Origin of the sequence: Photorhabdus sp. S10-54 (assembly GCF_963878145.1) — a bacterium.
Taxonomy (GTDB): Bacteria; Pseudomonadota; Gammaproteobacteria; order Enterobacterales; family Enterobacteriaceae; genus Photorhabdus; species Photorhabdus kayaii.
Genome location: NZ_CAWNXG010000011.1, coordinates 49,043 through 64,345, shown reverse-complemented (window position 1 = coordinate 64,345; position 15,303 = coordinate 49,043). Strand labels below are relative to the sequence as shown.

Below are 15,303 nucleotides of genomic sequence, written 5' to 3'. Positions count from 1 at the left end.
TGTGACCGCCGAGCTGGCGGCACTGATGACGTCACCCAGTGCAAATGTTGCGGTTGCCCCCAGAGCAATGACGGCGACGGTGGCCAGTCCCCCGGTGAGGACCGTCAGCCCCACCAGTGCCGATGCCGCAGCAAATACGGCAGCCCCTATCAGGGCGCCGGCAATCGCCCCGGCCAGTGCGCCCAGAAAGCTGGCATGTTTTATCGGGTCGCCTTCGCGGGCAGCGGCCGGACCGGGGCTGCCTTGTGGCGGGGAAACGCGCACGGCATGTTGTGCGCCAACCCGTGCTATCCGGGTGACGATTTCATCACCAAATGACATGGTGTTCCTCCTGTCAGGTCATCAGGCCGCCTGAAAACTGTTGATAACCGCCAGCAATGTATCACGCTGACGTTCTTCAAAAGGCGCGGGGGAGGTCAGGTTGAAGGTCAGCAGCAGCGTGCCCCGGATTTGCAGCACCACGGTCTGGTACATGTCGCCTTCCGGGCTTTTCCACTGGTAATCCAGACGGCGGGCAGGTTGCTGGCTCAGGGTGATTTCGCTGCGCTGATGCTCCTGGTAACCGGGCAGATGAGTGCAGAACTGTTCCAGGGTCTGTTCATAGTAAGCGTTGTTATCCATGCCGGCAGGAACCGGTGTGCGGCTGACCACCAGATTAATGCCGCTGTCGTCCGGCAGCACGAATACGTTCATGGATTCATCCCGCCAGTTGCCTGGGATAGCCAGTGTGCCTTCATTCATCTGATATGTTGTGTTTTCCATGTTTTTTCCGTTGTTGATTGAAATAAGTTGATAGTCAGTCCCGGTCAGTTCACATTGACCTGTTTGCCATTGATAGTGATATTGGCGCCCTGAATGCTGATATTGCCGGCATTGTCGATGGTGATGCTGCCCCCGGAAGTCGCAATTTCGATACCCCCCGCCTGAGAATGTATCTGAATGTTATTTTTTACGTTCAGCAGGCTGTCTTTTTCGACGGTGATTTGACGCAGGCCGGTGATGGCACTGACTTCGTTGCCTGTCACTTCTTTATGGCGGTCATTTCTGACCGACAGCACCTGATTATGGCCGATGCTTTCGGTGTGGTCGTTCATGACCCGGGTTTCGCGGTTATTAAGCACCACGATGTTCATGTCCCGCTGCGCGTGCAAAGCCAGCTCTTCACTGCCTTTGGCATCCTCGAAGCGCAGTTCGTTGTAGCCTTCCCCTTTATGGGTTTTGGAACGCAGGGCCATCTGGGTTTTGCTGCCCGGCAGGGTCCCCGGCGGAATATTGCTGGCATGATAGGTGCGGCCGGTGACTATCGGCTGGTCCGGGTCGCCGTTAAGAAAGTCCACCACCACTTCCTGCCCAATCCGCGGGATAGCCAGCATGCCCCACCCCTGGCCGGCCCAGGGCTGGGTCACCCGTATCCAGCAGGAGCTGTTGTCGTTACTCCGGCCGTAGCGGTCCCACAGGAATTGCAGGCGGATACGGCCGTACTGGTCGCAGTAGATTTCTTCCCCGGCCGGGCCGGCCACTTTCGCTATCTGCGGCCCCTCCATCACCGGTTTGGCTAACGGGGCCGGGCGCCAGTGCTGGTTATAGGGAATGAAGGTGAAGCGGTTGCTCATCACCGTGCCGCTCTCGCCGGCGGCCTGTTCCAGCGCCTGCGGCTGGCTGCCCTGATGGGCGACGCTGACCAGTTGCCAGAGCCGGTTCAGGTCATCCCGGGGATGGCTGACCAGGGTGAACAGCACTCCGGGCTGCAGGGTGGCGGCATTACTTTCGCCGTCACCGGTCAGGGCATTATTGCGCAGGGCTTCCAGCCGGTAGCGGGTGAAATCGGCGCCGTGCTGTTCATCTTTGAAGCCGCCGGGAAAATCGAAGTGTTCATAGCCGGTATGCTGGAGGTCCTGTTCCCGCATCTGATGACGGAACTCCGCCGCCCAGGCCGGGTTTTTGAAGGTGTAATCTTTGAGTTCCACTACCGCCGGCCGCACCTGAGCCTGGCGGGTCAGCCGGGTAATGCACAGCTGCTGAGCCTGCCCGGCGTCGCCGGGGTGATAGGGCAGCGCCGGGCCTTTAACCACGGAGCCGGCATCGTCGGCAAACACCAGGGTGTTTTTGTTCCCGCTGAATTCGAAGAAATAAAAGAGGCCCTCTTCGGCGGCCAGCCGTTGCAGAAAGTCAAAATCGGTTTCGCGGTACTGGACGCAGAACTCCCGTTCCGGGTGCGGGTTGCGCAGGCTGAATACCACATCCCGGACGCCGTTTTCTTTGAGCAGGGTGGTGATAATGGTCTGGATATCCTGCTGCTGAAAAATGCGGGAATTCTGGCGCAGGGTGGTGCGCCACATATCGGGCCGGACCGTCATCTTATAGCCGGTCTGATGTTTGCCGGTAGTACCCTGTTCAAAGTGGGCGACCATGCCGGTAACAGTGCGCTCGGTTTTCCCTTCGCGCAGGATGGAGAGGGTGGCGCTTTTGTCGAGCACCGCCGCGAAATCGATGGCCGGGTCGGCACTGGCTAAACTAACCTCCAGGGTGAACGGGGTGGAGAACGCTTCGTTCAGGGTGAAGGCGGCCACCACAAAGGTGCGCGGCGGCAGTCCGCCGGCGGTGAGGGTGAACTGTAAGCCGCCGGCGCTTTGGGGACGGAGGCGGCCGGCGATTTGCTGTGCGAGGTTGCCGGCCGGGCCGGCGGTTTTTTTCTGGAATGACATATTAAGGGTTCCTTGGCTGTATTGACGGGCGGGGGTGTTCAGGGGCCGCGGTCAGGCCGGCGGCGTTCTGCAACGCGTAGTACCGGCTGAGCAGGGCGTTAAAACGGTCGTCGGTCTTTTTTATCAGCGCCGGTGAGACGGCCTGCCCCTGTTCGACGGTGTCGGCAAGCTGGCGCAGCAGCTCTTCCAGCGGAACGTCACGGTTGTGGCTGTGCTGAATCTGATAAATCGCGGTTTTCAGGTAAGAGAGGGTGAAACTGCCCCGGTTGCGCTCCTGTTCCAGGATTTTGTCCGCCAGCAGCTGGAGCTGATGCCGGGTCTGGCGCCAGCGGCCGGGAGCCGGCGCATTCTCCAGCCGGATAGCCTGTAGCTGCTGCCAGCGGCCGGTCTCACGCTGCTGTTGGCTGTCCTGCGGCCAGGTTTTTTGTGCCGTGGCGGTCAGCTGCTCAGCCTGTTGCAGGACGACCAGCGGGGAGGTGTCGGCTAACCGGGTTAACTGCTGCGCATAGGTTTGCCGGTCGGGATGATATAACCAGGCCAGTCTTGCTCCGTCCGGCGTGTCAGTCAGGGCAGTTAACTGCTGTTGCAGGGGCCGGTAAAGGCCCAGCCAGGTCCCGGTCAGGACAAATCCCCCCAGTAATACGCCGAGTCCGAACCCCTGTAAGGCGCTCATCGGTCGCGGCGGGGGAGCAGGGAAACGGACCTGGACTTTGGGCTGACGGCGGTCGTCACTCACGTCATCGTCCGTTTCCGGCGGCACCGGCTCGGTGCTGGCGAGATAAACCAGCGGCGGCATCTGTACGGGTTTAGCGGCCGGTTTAGGCAGGAGTCGGGCCTGTTCCAGTTTTTTGGCGGTGTTCTGGAAAAACCACAGCAGGTTTTCGACCTTCGGCAGGCGTTTCAGGTCGGACTGCTGGAGCCGGTCGACGATGAGCTGTAAGGCCCGCTCGGCCCGGTAAATCATCCGCAGGTCGCGGGGAGTGTAATCGTGCTGGCGTAAGGCGTTGCCGCTGCGGGTGTTAAACCAGTCCAGCATCTCGGCGCGGACCGCCGGCTGCGGGGGCCACAGTGCATCCCACTGGCTGACCATCACCCCGGCCAGCAGTTCACAGCCTTCCGTGAACCCGGCCAGGCCGCTGAGCTGCATCCGGGCCAGGGTGTAGTAAATCGCGCTCTGCAAATCGACGCCGTGGGTGCGAAACAGCGTCAGGGCCAGTGATTCAATCAGCGGCCAGTTCACGGCCGGCTGAGACGGGTGGTTGATTTTGTTGATTTCTTCGCGGATGGCCGTAAACGCCGGCAGATTCATCGGGTTACCGCCGGCACGGATAATCAGGTTTTCAGGGTGTTCACTCATGGCCGTTCATCCTTTCACCTGTCTCCGCCGGCGCGGAGAACAGGGTTTGTGTTTATTTTGCAGTTAATAGAGCGTGTCAGGCAGTCTGAACTGACTGAACAGGCCGCCGGCAAACGGGTTGTCGGACTCATCCACGTAGATACGGTAGGTCATGTCGCCCCCGTCCACCGTGAACCGCACATCAAACGAGTCCTGACGCACGCTGGTCAGTTTGCCGCTGTTAATCAGGCGCAGCTGGGCCCACGGGCCGGTGAAGCTGATGGCGCGCGGGGATTTGCCGCGGGCATCCGGTATCAGCGTGAGCTGGCTTTCCACTCCGGCCCGCATCGAGTTGGGCCAGATTAGGCGCGCAATGTTGCTGCGCCCGTGGGCATAATCGAGCAGCTGGCCGTCGAGATTGAGCAGGCTGCGACGTTTATTGCCGGTCAGGCTGAGGGGTTCAATGGCATACTGGACCCCCAGACCGTTTTGCGGCGAGAAGAAGGTGTCGCGGATACGGTCGGCCCGTTTCAGCTGTGCCAGCACATCCTGACGGATAAGCTGCTGGCCGTCCGCGCTGTGGGTCAGGTTGTTTTCCACAAACGGTTTCAGGTTCTGCTGATAGAAGGCATCCAGCGTGCCGCCGGGCCGGAAGAAGCGCTCGAACTCACTGAGCGGCACATCCTCAGTCGCGTCCGGGTTGAACGGATAGCGGCCGGCCAGGTAGGTCTGGTACTGTCTGACCACGGTGTCGTGCCATTCGATTTCCAGCGAACTTATCGCTTCCCGCATCACCACCCGCCAGGCCTGTTCGGCCAGTTCGCCGACCCAGCGGTTGAGCGGTGCCGGCAGGTTTTTCGCCAGCTGCCGGACTTCGAAAATCGGGTCGCCGTTATGCTGTTCCAGCCGCTGCTGAACGGCGCTCAGGGCGGCTTTACCCGGGACCGGGGCGTTCTGAATCGCCAGCAGGTAACGGTGCAGTTCCACCAGTTTCTGGTAAACCCCCTGCAGGGTGCTGTTTTTGTCCCCGTACTCCACCAGCACCGCGGTTTCCGGCGCGAATTCCCGGTTAATACGCACCCGCAGGCGGTAATCCGGGGTATCACGTAACGGCTGCTGTGCTTTGGCCGGCAGCGTCTCGTCAATCACCGGCAGGCGGGTGTTGTCGCTGAGGATTTGCAGGGCGCGGCTGATGGGCTGCTCGCCGCTGATGACCTGTTCAATGGCGCTGATGGCCTGCGGGATATCGGTAAAATCACGAATGTCCAGGTTGTTCATCGCCGCGCGCCAGGTGGCGGTGTAGTCCCCCAGGTACTGCTCGGTGATTTGTCGCTGGATTTCTTTGCGGTCGGTGTCGCTGTACTGCACGTTATGCGACAGGTTCAGGACCCAGCTGTCCATGACGGTGAGGTCGATCAGCTGGTCGTCCTGTTTGACGAAGTAGTTGTTCAGGCCGTTTATCGTCAGGAACTGCGGGATAATCAGTTGCCTGTCATTATTGGCAATAAAGAGGCTGTCAAAGCCCGGGCCAATCTGGTCGCGCAGGTTGAGGGGCGGCGGCAGTGAATCCCGGGCTTTAATGCGCAGGTTCTGATAGACCCGCTGATAAATAGAGAGCTGACTCAGCTCTTTCTCGGCATTTATGATCGGCAGTTGGTAAGGCGCAAAGCGGCTGATCGCGGCCTGATCGCCCGCCTCCCGCGCGGCCCGCCAGTCGGTGTGATCCAGGGCATAGTCCAGGTGGGTCAGTAACTGATCCTGTAACGGCCGCCGGCCATTAAAGGCCTGACTCCAGCGCGCCCGCATATAGTTTTCTACCAGCGATTTATTGCGGCCGCTGCCGTCTTCCAGCATCCGCATGATGCGCAGGACGGCCAGTTTTTCTTCGCTGCCTTTAGGCGCGCGGTTCAGGTCATCCAGCAGGCCGTTCATTAAGGCGGGCAGGAAGCGCTGAGACAGCAGTTGCAGGTAGGTGTTTTCCACATACGGGCCGACCTCCGCGCCCTGATAAAGTCCCATATCCGCCAGCAGCCCTTTGTGATGGTAATCCCCGTAGGCCAGCGTGGCCTCACGGAGAGGATTGAGCAGGGGCAGCTGTAAATTGCCGTGACGGTCTTCGCCTTTGGGGGGCGGCACCGACAGGAAGGTTCTGGCCTGCGCCAGCACCTCGTCACCGGCCCGGTAGTTCTTCTGATAGTAGTAGTGCCAGCCGGTCCACAGGGCCAGCACCACCACGGCACCCGCGGTGGAGAAGGTCAGCAGTTTGTGGCGGTGGCGGCTTAGCCACAGGCGGTTTTCAGCCGCCAGATTCGGCTCGGCCAGCAGGACCTCTTCAAACAGCGCGCGGGTGAAGTAGGGCACGGTGTCCGCCACCGGCCAGGTGGGAAAAGCCTGCGGCCCGAGGTGATACTGCGCCGCGGCAGACTGGGTAAACAGGTCATCCATCTGGCCGATTTGTTGAGACGAGGTGAGATAAACCCCGCGCAGGCCGGGCTGTGCCGGACCGCCGTTGTAGAGGATCCCCTCCAGCAGCGGCGCCAGAGCGCTGTGCAGCCCCTGTATCTGGCGGGTGAAGCTGAACAGCGGGCTGCGCTGACTGCTGTCCACCTTATTGAGCATCATGTCCGGCAGGGCCGCGTTGAGCTGCTGCATCCACTGGCGCCAGAACTGTGCCAGCTCAGCGCGCCAGCTTTGCTCATCCTGCGCATTCAGACTAAAAGTGACGCCCAGGATCTGGTCGCGCTGCGATCGGTCCAGTGACTGAAAAGCGGCGCTGAAACCGTGCAGCCGGTCGAGTTTGGTCAGCACCAGATAGCAGGGCAGGTGGTTATGCAGGGTTAAGCGCAGATCCTGCAGGCGCAGGTGAAGCGCGGCAATAACCCGTTCCCGCTGCGCTTTGTTGTCGGTCAGTAAGCGGTGAATATCCACGGTCAGAATAATGCCGTTAAGGGGCTGGCGCTGGCGGTTTTCGGTTAACCAGGCGAGCAGGGCCTGCCACAGGCGGGTGGGCAGCTGAGGTTTGCCGGCGTCCGGCTGCGATAGCTGGTCGATAAGGAAGCCGTCCGGGTCAATGATGACCGCTTTTTCCCCCAGCCAGCAGCGCAGATGCAGTGCCTCTTCCCCGGTCAGGGTGTCCGGCGCGGCAATGTCAGTCAGCCGGCAGCCTTCCTGGATCAGGGCGGTTTTGCCGCTGCCGGTGTTGCCCATCACCAGGTACCAGGGGCGCTGGTAGAGATAATCCCAGGTGCCGAGATGGCGTTGCAGCCGGGCTTTCCAGTGATGGAGATAACTGTCCTGACGGGTGATATCGGCCTGTACCGGATCGACGGTGTTCAGTTCCACCTCCAGCTTAAGTTTTTCAAGCTGGCGCAGGCGGCGCCAGATTTTTATCCCGACAAAACTCAGGGCCAGCAGGAGGAGGATGACCGTCGCCAGCCAGCGGGCAGAAAGCGTTTCCAGCGGGTGGGTCTGTTTAAACTGCCAGCCGGGTCCCCACCACCACAGCCAGATAAGGGCAAGACAGGGCAGGAGGGCCAGTATCAGCGAGGCGGCGGCTTTCAGTGGCGGCAGACGCGGCATCGCCGGTTTTTTGATATTTTTCAGCAGTAAAGAAAGCCAGTTCATGGGTTAACGCTCCTGTTTGCAGTCGTCTCCTTTGCGGGGGAGGTGATTGAGGCTTTTTCTGCCAGTGCCGCCAGCAGGCCGGGTTCCCAGTCGGTGAGTGACAGGTGTTGTCCTGCCTGGCGCAGCTGGCGGTAATGTTGTTGTGCCAGCGCGCTCATCCCCGCCTGCTCCAGTAACTGTGCCGTCAGTAACTGACCGTAGAACTGATCCCGGGGTTCGGTCAGGTGTTGCTGATATTGCTCCGCGGCGTTGAGGGCGGCTTCCAGGCCGTGTTGCTGGAAACAGTGCCAGATAGCGTCCTGTTCCTGCGTGGCACTGTGGCTGACGGTGGTGGTTGCCGGAGGATGCAGCCAGTTCAGGGTGGCCTCTGAGATAAAGGGGCTCATATCAGAGAAAGAGAGGCGCTGTAAAACCGGCAGACGGTCGAGAAAGGCCCGGAGTTCATCACGGATAGCGTCAGCGACAGGGCGGTAACCCAGTTTTTCGGCAGCCTGCGCCGCGATAGCGTGCCCGTCAAGCCAGTAAGGGGCCAGTGTCAGACTCTGTTCTATCTGTTGCAGCAGGGATTTGTCCGCCGCCGGGAGTTTCGTCAGATAATCTGCGGTGCGGTCTGCCGATGTCGGTGCCAGCGGTGTTTTGCCTGCGCCATTCGCCATCGGTGCCGTGGTCAGCGTGTGCCAGATCGCATAACGACGCAGACGGTAACCCACAGGGGAATCTGGCTGGCGTTCGCATAGCAGGTCGGCCACGGTCAGAAGCGTCTGTTTCCAGGCTTTTTCACCGGAACTGTCTATGGTGACATCCGGTATGGGTATGGATGCCAGTGTTGAAGTGTTTGCAGATTGTGCAGTCGTTTCTGTCGATTCAACAGGCGCGGCTACCGGTTTTGGCTCAGGTTTACGGGCATAACGGGGACGCAACTGGTCAATCTCTTTAGCCAGTGCCGGTTCATCGGTATGCCAGCATTGTGCCAGATGAGCTAGTGCGCCCTGTGCCTCTTCGCGCTGAGTTTCATCAGCCTGTTCGCAGAAGCCGGGTTGCGCAGAGTCAAAACGTTTAATCACCTGTTGTGCCAGGCGGCGCTTGAGCAGCGGTTTTTGGGGCCAGGCTGTCTGCCAGTAATGCTGGATGTAATCGGCTAACAGCTCCATTGCCAGGATGAGTTCAGCGGGATTACTGCCGTGTTGCAGTGTCCGCAGTAAATGAACCATCAGCCTGAAATCTTTGCTTTTTTCGCTGAACAGTTGCAGCGCCTGACGCTGGATCTCTTCAATATTGATGCTGGAATGGGCCAGTGATCCTAGCTTAACCATCTCTCCATCGATATATTCCCAGGCGGGTTCGTTTTCATCCAGCTCTCGGCTGATAAGTTCATCCGACAGGGGTGTCAGCAGGAGGTCCTGCCAGTCAAATTGTTTCCTGATATCCATTGGGATCACCAGCGACAGGCGGAGCGTAAAGGTTTCACCGCCTGTTCCAGTTGAGAAATGTTGAATGTCATTCGGTTTCCGTTGCCGGTTTTGATGGTCAGGGTTTTTCCTGTCATCAGTCGTTTTAGTTCTTCAATGCCCGGTAATCCACGGCTGGATTCCAGCAGGTAGCCGTTTTCACGCAAGAACCAGTCAGCACTGAATTGGGTGATTTCTGTCGAAATCATTACAGTGCCACTATCTTGTGGTTTAGCCAGGGCAATTTGTATTCGGGTAATGCTATCGATACAACTCAGCATCAGTACTGGCCGTGGTGGTGGAACACCAATTGCGGGTGTGGTCAGTATGACGCGAGTCGGTATGCTTTCAGATTGGGTGGTGATAAAACCGGTTGAATGGTCAGTTCGTTTCATCTCCTGTTCCATTGCCTGTCGCCAGACAGGGCCAGTTTTTTCTAACGGGATAACGGCAATATTATCGACTTTATCCAATAGACGGTCGTAGCAATCGAGTCTGACCAACGGTGACGGTTCTGCCCGGCATTGCAGCAAAGCGGGTAGTGAAGGTGCTGTTGTGGTTTCCTGATCTGGCTGAATATCGGGTTTGCCTGTCAGAGAGGCGATTAGTGAACTGACCAGTAACAGAAAACTCATAATTTACACCTGTATTTCGCCAGTTTGTAAGTCAGTGTACGTGGTGCAATACCTAAGCTTGCGGCAATCTGTTTGGTGTTATTGCCGTAAATATGTTGGCGTTGTATCAGTACTGCACATTCGAACTCTTCGAGTGCCTGAGATAAGTCATCGATTTTGCTGTAATCGTGAGAGACGCTAGCTGATGTTTTGTTTTCTGCTGTAGTACTTAACGAAGCCAGCAATTCATCAAGCTGTTTTTCTTTCTGGCGCTGTGTCTGAAAAACTTGGCGGATCTGGCGTAATTGTTCACGCAGTTGTTCTAGTTCCTGCAATTTTTTCAATCGGTGTTGCATGACGTGGCAGTAGATGTAAAACATGTTGCTATCGTCAGCAAAACGACGGACATCTTTGGCGAAAACAGCAATCACGCCACACGCTTGCCCGTTGCAATTAAACAACGGGATAGCATGTAGGCCGCAGCGATTAGGGAGTTCTTCGACGAAGATGCGAAAGTTTCGATTGTCTATTCGTACTCCTTGATTGAGTGATTCCCAAGTCGTAGGGATACCTTTGTACAGGATTTGTACCAGTGGATGGTTGATATCACCGATATTGACATCCAGTTGCAGAGCGCTTATCTGGTTTGGTGCCGGCAGCCGGTAGCATTCCAGACGGTTTTCATTCACGTTAAGCAGAGAGACCAGCAAGGCATCAAAACGCTGGCGTTGGTGATTCACCTGAAGAAAGTGATGAACCAGTTGCTCGATAGAGTCATTTTCCAATAACGCTAATGCGCTTCTCAGCCGTTGTTTCATGGTATCTCCTCAACCACCGCGTTGAATTGATGGTTGTTAACAGTTAGCTGGATAGTGCTGATCTGCTTTCCGGCAGCCATTTTTTGCAACAACAGCAGAGATAATGGTGGCAACAAAGCGCCATCAATGATCGATTCCAGCATGCGTGCGCCATTTTCAGCACGGGTTGCCCGTTGCAGTATCTCTTCAACTACGTCATCACTAAGGGTGACTTCGGCATTGAAGCGTTGACGCAACAGGCTATCAAGGCGTGCCAGTTTGCCCTGAATAATGGTTTTCAGGGTGTCTTGTCCCAATGGTAGATAAGGAACCACTTCCATTCGCGCCAGTAATGCGGGTTTGAAGAACGCCGCCAGTTCAGGATAAAGCAGGTCATTCATCTCTTCCGGTTTATCGGCATTATCGACGATAGTTTGATAGCCCAAGTTGGAAGTTAAAAAGAAGACCACATTTTTACAGTCAATCACTCGGCCTTCCCCATCGGCCAGCTCACCTTTGTCAAAAGCTTGGTAGAACAGGTTCAGTACATCAGGATGGGCTTTTTCCACTTCATCAAGTAGGACGACGGAATAAGGTTTCTGGCGAATAGCTTCGGTGAGTACACCACCTTCCCCATATCCAACATAGCCCGGAGGTGAACCAATCAGGCGGGAAACGGTGTGTTTTTCCTGAAATTCCGACATATTGATAGTGGTCAGATATTGACGTCCACCAAACATCAATTCTGCAATCTGTAAAACGGTTTCGGTTTTACCGACACCACTTGGTCCTACCAGCAAGAAGGCGCCCAATGGACGGCCGGGGCGGCGCAGGTCGGCCCTGGCAGTCAACAAATGTTGATGCAGGCATTTAATAGCGAGATCTTGTCCTTTGATGCTTTGTCCCAAATGAGTTGGTAGTTCAGTCACTACGGAGAGTTCACTTTGTGACAGGCGATTAAGTGGTACGCCAGTCCATTCAGCGATGACCGTCGCAATCTGGTTCTTATCCACATGAGGAGAAACGAGCGTTTGTTGTTGCTGTAATTGTTCCAACTGTTCATTGAGTTCAGCCAATTGTGCAATCAACTCTTCAGTTGTTATCTCGGCGGCGGCTTCGCTCTCTTTTGCCTCATCGGTTAATAGCTGACGGCGTAGTTCAATAATTTGCTGAACCAATTGCTGCTGTTGTTGCCAACTGGCTTCCAGTTCAGCCAATTTCTCTGTGGTTTCCTGCTGTTGTTGCTGTAATTCATCCAGCCTATCAATATGCTGGTTTAGCCCCAGGCGCTGTTCCCTTGTCAGCACGTCTGATTCCATCTGCTGCTGATGTAGTTGGTTTTTCAGGGCGGAAATTTGGCGCGGAGGTGCAGTCAGGTTGATGGCAACGCGAGCGCAAGCGGTATCCAGTACATCGATAGCTTTGTCCGGTAATTGACGCCCGGAGAGGTAACGGTCACTTAATACCGCAGAGGCTTTTAGTGCTTCATCATCGATTAATACGCCATGAGATTGTTCGTAAATTGCCCGCAGGCCACGCATAATAATGATGGCTTCTTCTGCGGTCGGTTCGGCCACTTTAACCAGTTGAAAACGGCGGGATAGGGCAGCATCTTTTTCGAAATATTTTTTGTATTCGCCCCACGTGGTTGCAGCAATTGTTTTCAATTCACCCCGTGCCAGAGCGGGTTTCAGCAGGTTGGAGATATCCAGTCCGCCTTGTTGATTACCGGCACCAATCAGGGTATGAGCTTCATCGATGAACAGAATAATCGGTACGGATGACTGATTTATTTCATTCATGATACCTTTGAAACGTTTTTCAAATTCACCTTTTATCGCCGCACCCGCTTGTAATGCTCCCAGATCCAGCGTCATCAATTCACTGTTACGCAGTTTTTCCGGTACTCGGTTATCGATAATGCGCAGAGCCAACCCTTCAATGAGAGCACTTTTACCGACGCCCGCTTCACCCACCACAATCGGGTTATTTTTACGGCGACGGCAGAGAATGTCGATCATTAGGTCGATTTCTCTGTCACGGCATAGAACAGGATCGAGTTTTCCCTGACGAGCTTGTTCCGTCATATTTTGAGTAAAACGGGCGAGCAGGTTGTCACTGCTGGTGGTAGCTTTGCCTTGCCCGTTTTTGTCGTTTTCCACAACCGGTTGTTCGGCGGAACCCGCGGTCCATTGGGTAAAATTCTGGCGTAACAATTCGCGGTTTATGCCCGATAAAAGACGTGCGGATTGTGGTGTCAGGTAGCGTAATGGGCTGAACAGCAAGGTCATCAGCATGACACCACTGCGCAATTCCTGATGCTGCATCTCAGTTGATGCTAACAGCCAGCTATCCTGTAACCATTCCACCAGCATTGGAGAGAAGCTAGGATAGGCCTGAACCATTGCTTGATGGTGAGGGATCATCTGATCAAGTTGCTCTTTCAGTAAATCGCTGTCTACTTCTGCTTGATTGAAGATCGCCCTGACATCACTAAGAGGCGTGTTGATCATTTGCAGTAGTAGCTGAGAAACCGTGATTTCAGGTTGCTGTTGGCTGACACACTGCGCTGCTGCCGCTTCCAGAGCATGCCGAGTCATCGGATTTAAGCGATTAACTAATGTAGGTAGATCAATCTGAATCATCGGTTCTTTCCTAGCTTAATAAGTTATTTAGCTGTTGTAAGATGTTCTGGGTTTGGTTGTGCAGACGGATAGCATAGAAGCCATAAACGATAGCGAGCAGCGTAATACCGCTCCAGAACAGATGTTTAATGGTCAGGCGCTTACCCAAGCGATAGCGATCATTACGCTCATTGGCGTTACTGTGGAGAATGATGGGTGGGGCTTCGCCCCGCAGCGCGTGCAGTTGTTGGTGTAATCGACGGAATAAACGTTCAAAGTCATCACTTTTCTGCGAAGCAACTTTGTAGCGACCACGGTAACCGAGGCAGAAACAGAGATAGATAAACTCTAGCAGATGTTGATAGCGCTGAGGTTCACCCATCAAACGATCTAACAACTGAAAGACTTTTTCACCACCCCAGGTTTCGTTGTGGAATTGCACCAACAGTGATTGTTGTAACCAGCCATTCTGACTGTTCCAACCATGCCCTAGTGCGGTTTCATCAATGAAGGTACAGAGCATGTAACGGAAAGAGACAATTGCACCTGGTTCATAACCTTTGGTTTGTAGAAGTTGTTCGATTGCCTGGATATCGGTAACGACTTGTTGATAGAGCTGGTCCGGCAGCGGTTGATCACCCATGTCTTTTAAACGCATGACCATGCCAAGCAGCGGTGTGGCGGCATCGATCATCGGATTCAGGCTTTCTCCGCGTAGCGGTAACTGATACTGACGATGTAGCGTCGTATCGGTTTCCATCTGCATCAAAATGGAGTTGTCATTCATGGCTTCGGTTTTCATTAGGCACTCCCGTTCCTAACCGCCCAGAATTGCATGTCTAATCCTGGGAACTCTCCCGAAACGTGAAAGGCGATGGAGTTACCTTTTAAAATGTCTTTCCATGCGTCGCCTTGTTGGTCAAGCCGGAAATAGGTGTAACCAGCATGATAAGGCAATTGACGAGGGGCAGAGGGAAGCGCAACCAGTGCTACGGCAGGCAACTGGATGCTGACCATTTCTCGGATCCTTTCAGCCGATGTAACTTTAGTCTGTTGAGCAAACTGGCGGAGTAATTGGTCATGTGGAACCTGAGCGCGGATTGCCAGAATGAATTCCGCGTTCGTCAAGACATTGCGATCATGGATGTGCGCCACCCGGATACCATTGGCTTGAGTTTGTAGCTTAATCGGAATCGCTCGCGGAGTCAGCACAACACCCATTGCTTCGCGCATGATGAGCATGACTTCCTCGAATGTTTCAGTCAGGTTGTCGTGTTTGTAAATCGGTACATTGCCGACCTGACGGGATTCATGAGTAAATGTTCTCAGTTCACCACAGGTTTGGATCAACTGAATGAAAAAATCTTGTGGATGCAAAATGGCTTGTCCTGCGTAGTGGCTAAACCACGGCTGAACTCGGTTAACTAACTGGAGCATCATAAATTCAGCAACATCAGCGACTCCTTGCTGGCCGGGAGAACCAATCCGGTTAGCGAGTGATCTGCCTCGTTCTGTCATTGCCCTATCCACTTCATCCATATATTTTTTTAATTGAGTGGAGACCCTGATAGATGTACAGGTTGGTACGAAATCATCATTCAATATGATAGTTCCGGTAGGAAGCTTTTCTATTATCTGGCATAGCGGTAGTACGGAAAAAGCACTGAGATCTTCTGAACCTTGTTTCAGAATCGGCGTCAGTTGTGCCAGCATGACTTGGCAGATATCACCGCCATCTGTATGCAAGTCACGGATATCTTCCATGTGTTCATGATAGCGCACAGCTCCTGCATGATTGGATTCTGAATGAGAGATTTCATTGAGAATATCGTTGGCTATTGGCAGTGCCAGATAGATATCTTTACTGTTGTTCTCGTGAATATTCACAACATCAAGCGGTTGAGGAGTTGCATCCTGATGAGGAATCGAGAACACTGTGCCGTCTGGCATGATACCACTGGCCTCGATGATACCGATGCGTCCCAGAGCGAGAAGGTCTTCGTCCAGCGTCAAAGAACTGAAGCCATAACTATAACTAGTTAAGAACGTCTGGCGGCTATGAGCTAGATAGTCATTATGTTTTTGTTGTTGCTGAAAGTGTTGTGGCTTGATGAATAATCCTTCGCGCCAAATCACCCGATTCTTACCTGGCATA

General features: G+C 54.9%; 11 protein-coding genes. 1 reads left to right on the top strand and 10 read right to left on the bottom strand.

Annotated elements, in window-relative coordinates:
• The first annotated feature begins 25 nt into the window (after window positions 1-25).
• Entirely contained in the window at window positions 26-355 is a 330-nt protein-coding gene (locus AACQ83_RS08435) for a hypothetical protein (protein WP_240000743.1), read from the top strand.
• Here the strand turns inward: AACQ83_RS08435 and AACQ83_RS08430 are convergent.
• The 10 genes from AACQ83_RS08430 to tssK all read right to left on the bottom strand — a co-directional run bounded on the left by AACQ83_RS08430 (window position 343) and on the right by tssK (window position 15,302).
• The gene (locus AACQ83_RS08430; RefSeq protein ID WP_112878167.1) at window positions 343-762 is read right to left on the bottom strand and encodes a DUF1795 domain-containing protein; all 420 of its coding nucleotides are present in this window, start codon (window positions 760-762) and stop codon (window positions 343-345) included. The two genes, AACQ83_RS08435 and AACQ83_RS08430, sit on opposite strands and share 13 nt — an antisense overlap.
• Window positions 763-806: 44 nt before the next feature.
• Window positions 807-2,705, bottom strand: coding sequence for a type VI secretion system Vgr family protein (locus AACQ83_RS08425; RefSeq protein ID WP_112878166.1), 1,899 nt, complete (start codon window positions 2,703-2,705; stop codon window positions 807-809).
• Between the two features lies 1 nt (window position 2,706).
• On the bottom strand, window positions 2,707-4,062 hold the full coding sequence (locus AACQ83_RS08420) for a VasL domain-containing protein (protein WP_112878165.1): 1,356 nt from the start codon (window positions 4,060-4,062) through the stop codon (window positions 2,707-2,709).
• A 63-nt stretch (window positions 4,063-4,125) separates the two neighbouring features.
• The gene (tssM, locus tag AACQ83_RS08415; RefSeq protein WP_112878164.1) at window positions 4,126-7,665 is read right to left on the bottom strand and encodes a type VI secretion system membrane subunit TssM; all 3,540 of its coding nucleotides are present in this window, start codon (window positions 7,663-7,665) and stop codon (window positions 4,126-4,128) included.
• A complete protein-coding gene (tssA, locus tag AACQ83_RS08410) occupies window positions 7,662-9,095 on the bottom strand; it encodes a type VI secretion system protein TssA (protein ID WP_112878163.1) in 1,434 nt (477 codons plus the stop codon). The genes tssM and tssA overlap by 4 nt, the downstream gene beginning before the upstream one ends.
• 5 nt (window positions 9,096-9,100) lie before the next feature.
• Window positions 9,101-9,748 carry a type VI secretion system-associated protein VasI gene (vasI, locus tag AACQ83_RS08405; protein WP_112878162.1) on the bottom strand — a complete coding sequence of 216 codons (648 nt, stop codon included), beginning with the start codon at window positions 9,746-9,748 and terminating at the stop codon, window positions 9,101-9,103.
• Complete coding sequence (locus AACQ83_RS08400; RefSeq protein ID WP_112878161.1) at window positions 9,745-10,545, bottom strand: helix-turn-helix domain-containing protein; 801 nt, start codon at window positions 10,543-10,545, stop codon at window positions 9,745-9,747. The genes vasI and AACQ83_RS08400 overlap by 4 nt, the downstream gene beginning before the upstream one ends.
• Window positions 10,542-13,169 carry a type VI secretion system ATPase TssH gene (tssH, locus tag AACQ83_RS08395; RefSeq protein WP_112878160.1) on the bottom strand — a complete coding sequence of 876 codons (2,628 nt, stop codon included), beginning with the start codon at window positions 13,167-13,169 and terminating at the stop codon, window positions 10,542-10,544. Before tssH ends, AACQ83_RS08400 begins: the two co-directional genes overlap by 4 nt.
• A 10-nt stretch (window positions 13,170-13,179) precedes the next feature.
• Complete coding sequence (gene icmH / locus AACQ83_RS08390; protein ID WP_112878159.1) at window positions 13,180-13,950, bottom strand: type IVB secretion system protein IcmH/DotU; 771 nt, start codon at window positions 13,948-13,950, stop codon at window positions 13,180-13,182.
• The gene (tssK, locus tag AACQ83_RS08385) at window positions 13,950-15,302 is read right to left on the bottom strand and encodes a type VI secretion system baseplate subunit TssK (protein WP_112878158.1); all 1,353 of its coding nucleotides are present in this window, start codon (window positions 15,300-15,302) and stop codon (window positions 13,950-13,952) included. Before tssK ends, icmH begins: the two co-directional genes overlap by 1 nt.
• Between the last annotated feature and the right edge of the window lies 1 nt (window position 15,303).

Coding starts and splice junctions, on each gene's coding strand:
- tssH (WP_112878160.1), bottom strand. CDS start 13,169: ATGATTCAGATTGATCTACCTACATTAGTTAATCGCTTAAATCCGATG.
- tssK (WP_112878158.1), bottom strand. CDS start 15,302: ATGCCAGGTAAGAATCGGGTGATTTGGCGCGAAGGATTATTCATCAAG.
- AACQ83_RS08430 (WP_112878167.1), bottom strand. CDS start 762: ATGGAAAACACAACATATCAGATGAATGAAGGCACACTGGCTATCCCA.
- AACQ83_RS08420 (WP_112878165.1), bottom strand. CDS start 4,062: ATGAGTGAACACCCTGAAAACCTGATTATCCGTGCCGGCGGTAACCCG.
- AACQ83_RS08400 (WP_112878161.1), bottom strand. CDS start 10,545: ATGAAACAACGGCTGAGAAGCGCATTAGCGTTATTGGAAAATGACTCT.
- tssM (WP_112878164.1), bottom strand. CDS start 7,665: ATGAACTGGCTTTCTTTACTGCTGAAAAATATCAAAAAACCGGCGATG.
- vasI (WP_112878162.1), bottom strand. CDS start 9,748: ATGAGTTTTCTGTTACTGGTCAGTTCACTAATCGCCTCTCTGACAGGC.
- AACQ83_RS08425 (WP_112878166.1), bottom strand. CDS start 2,705: ATGTCATTCCAGAAAAAAACCGCCGGCCCGGCCGGCAACCTCGCACAG.
- tssA (WP_112878163.1), bottom strand. CDS start 9,095: ATGGATATCAGGAAACAATTTGACTGGCAGGACCTCCTGCTGACACCC.
- AACQ83_RS08435 (WP_240000743.1), top strand. CDS start 26: ATGACGTCACCCAGTGCAAATGTTGCGGTTGCCCCCAGAGCAATGACG.
- icmH (WP_112878159.1), bottom strand. CDS start 13,950: ATGAAAACCGAAGCCATGAATGACAACTCCATTTTGATGCAGATGGAA.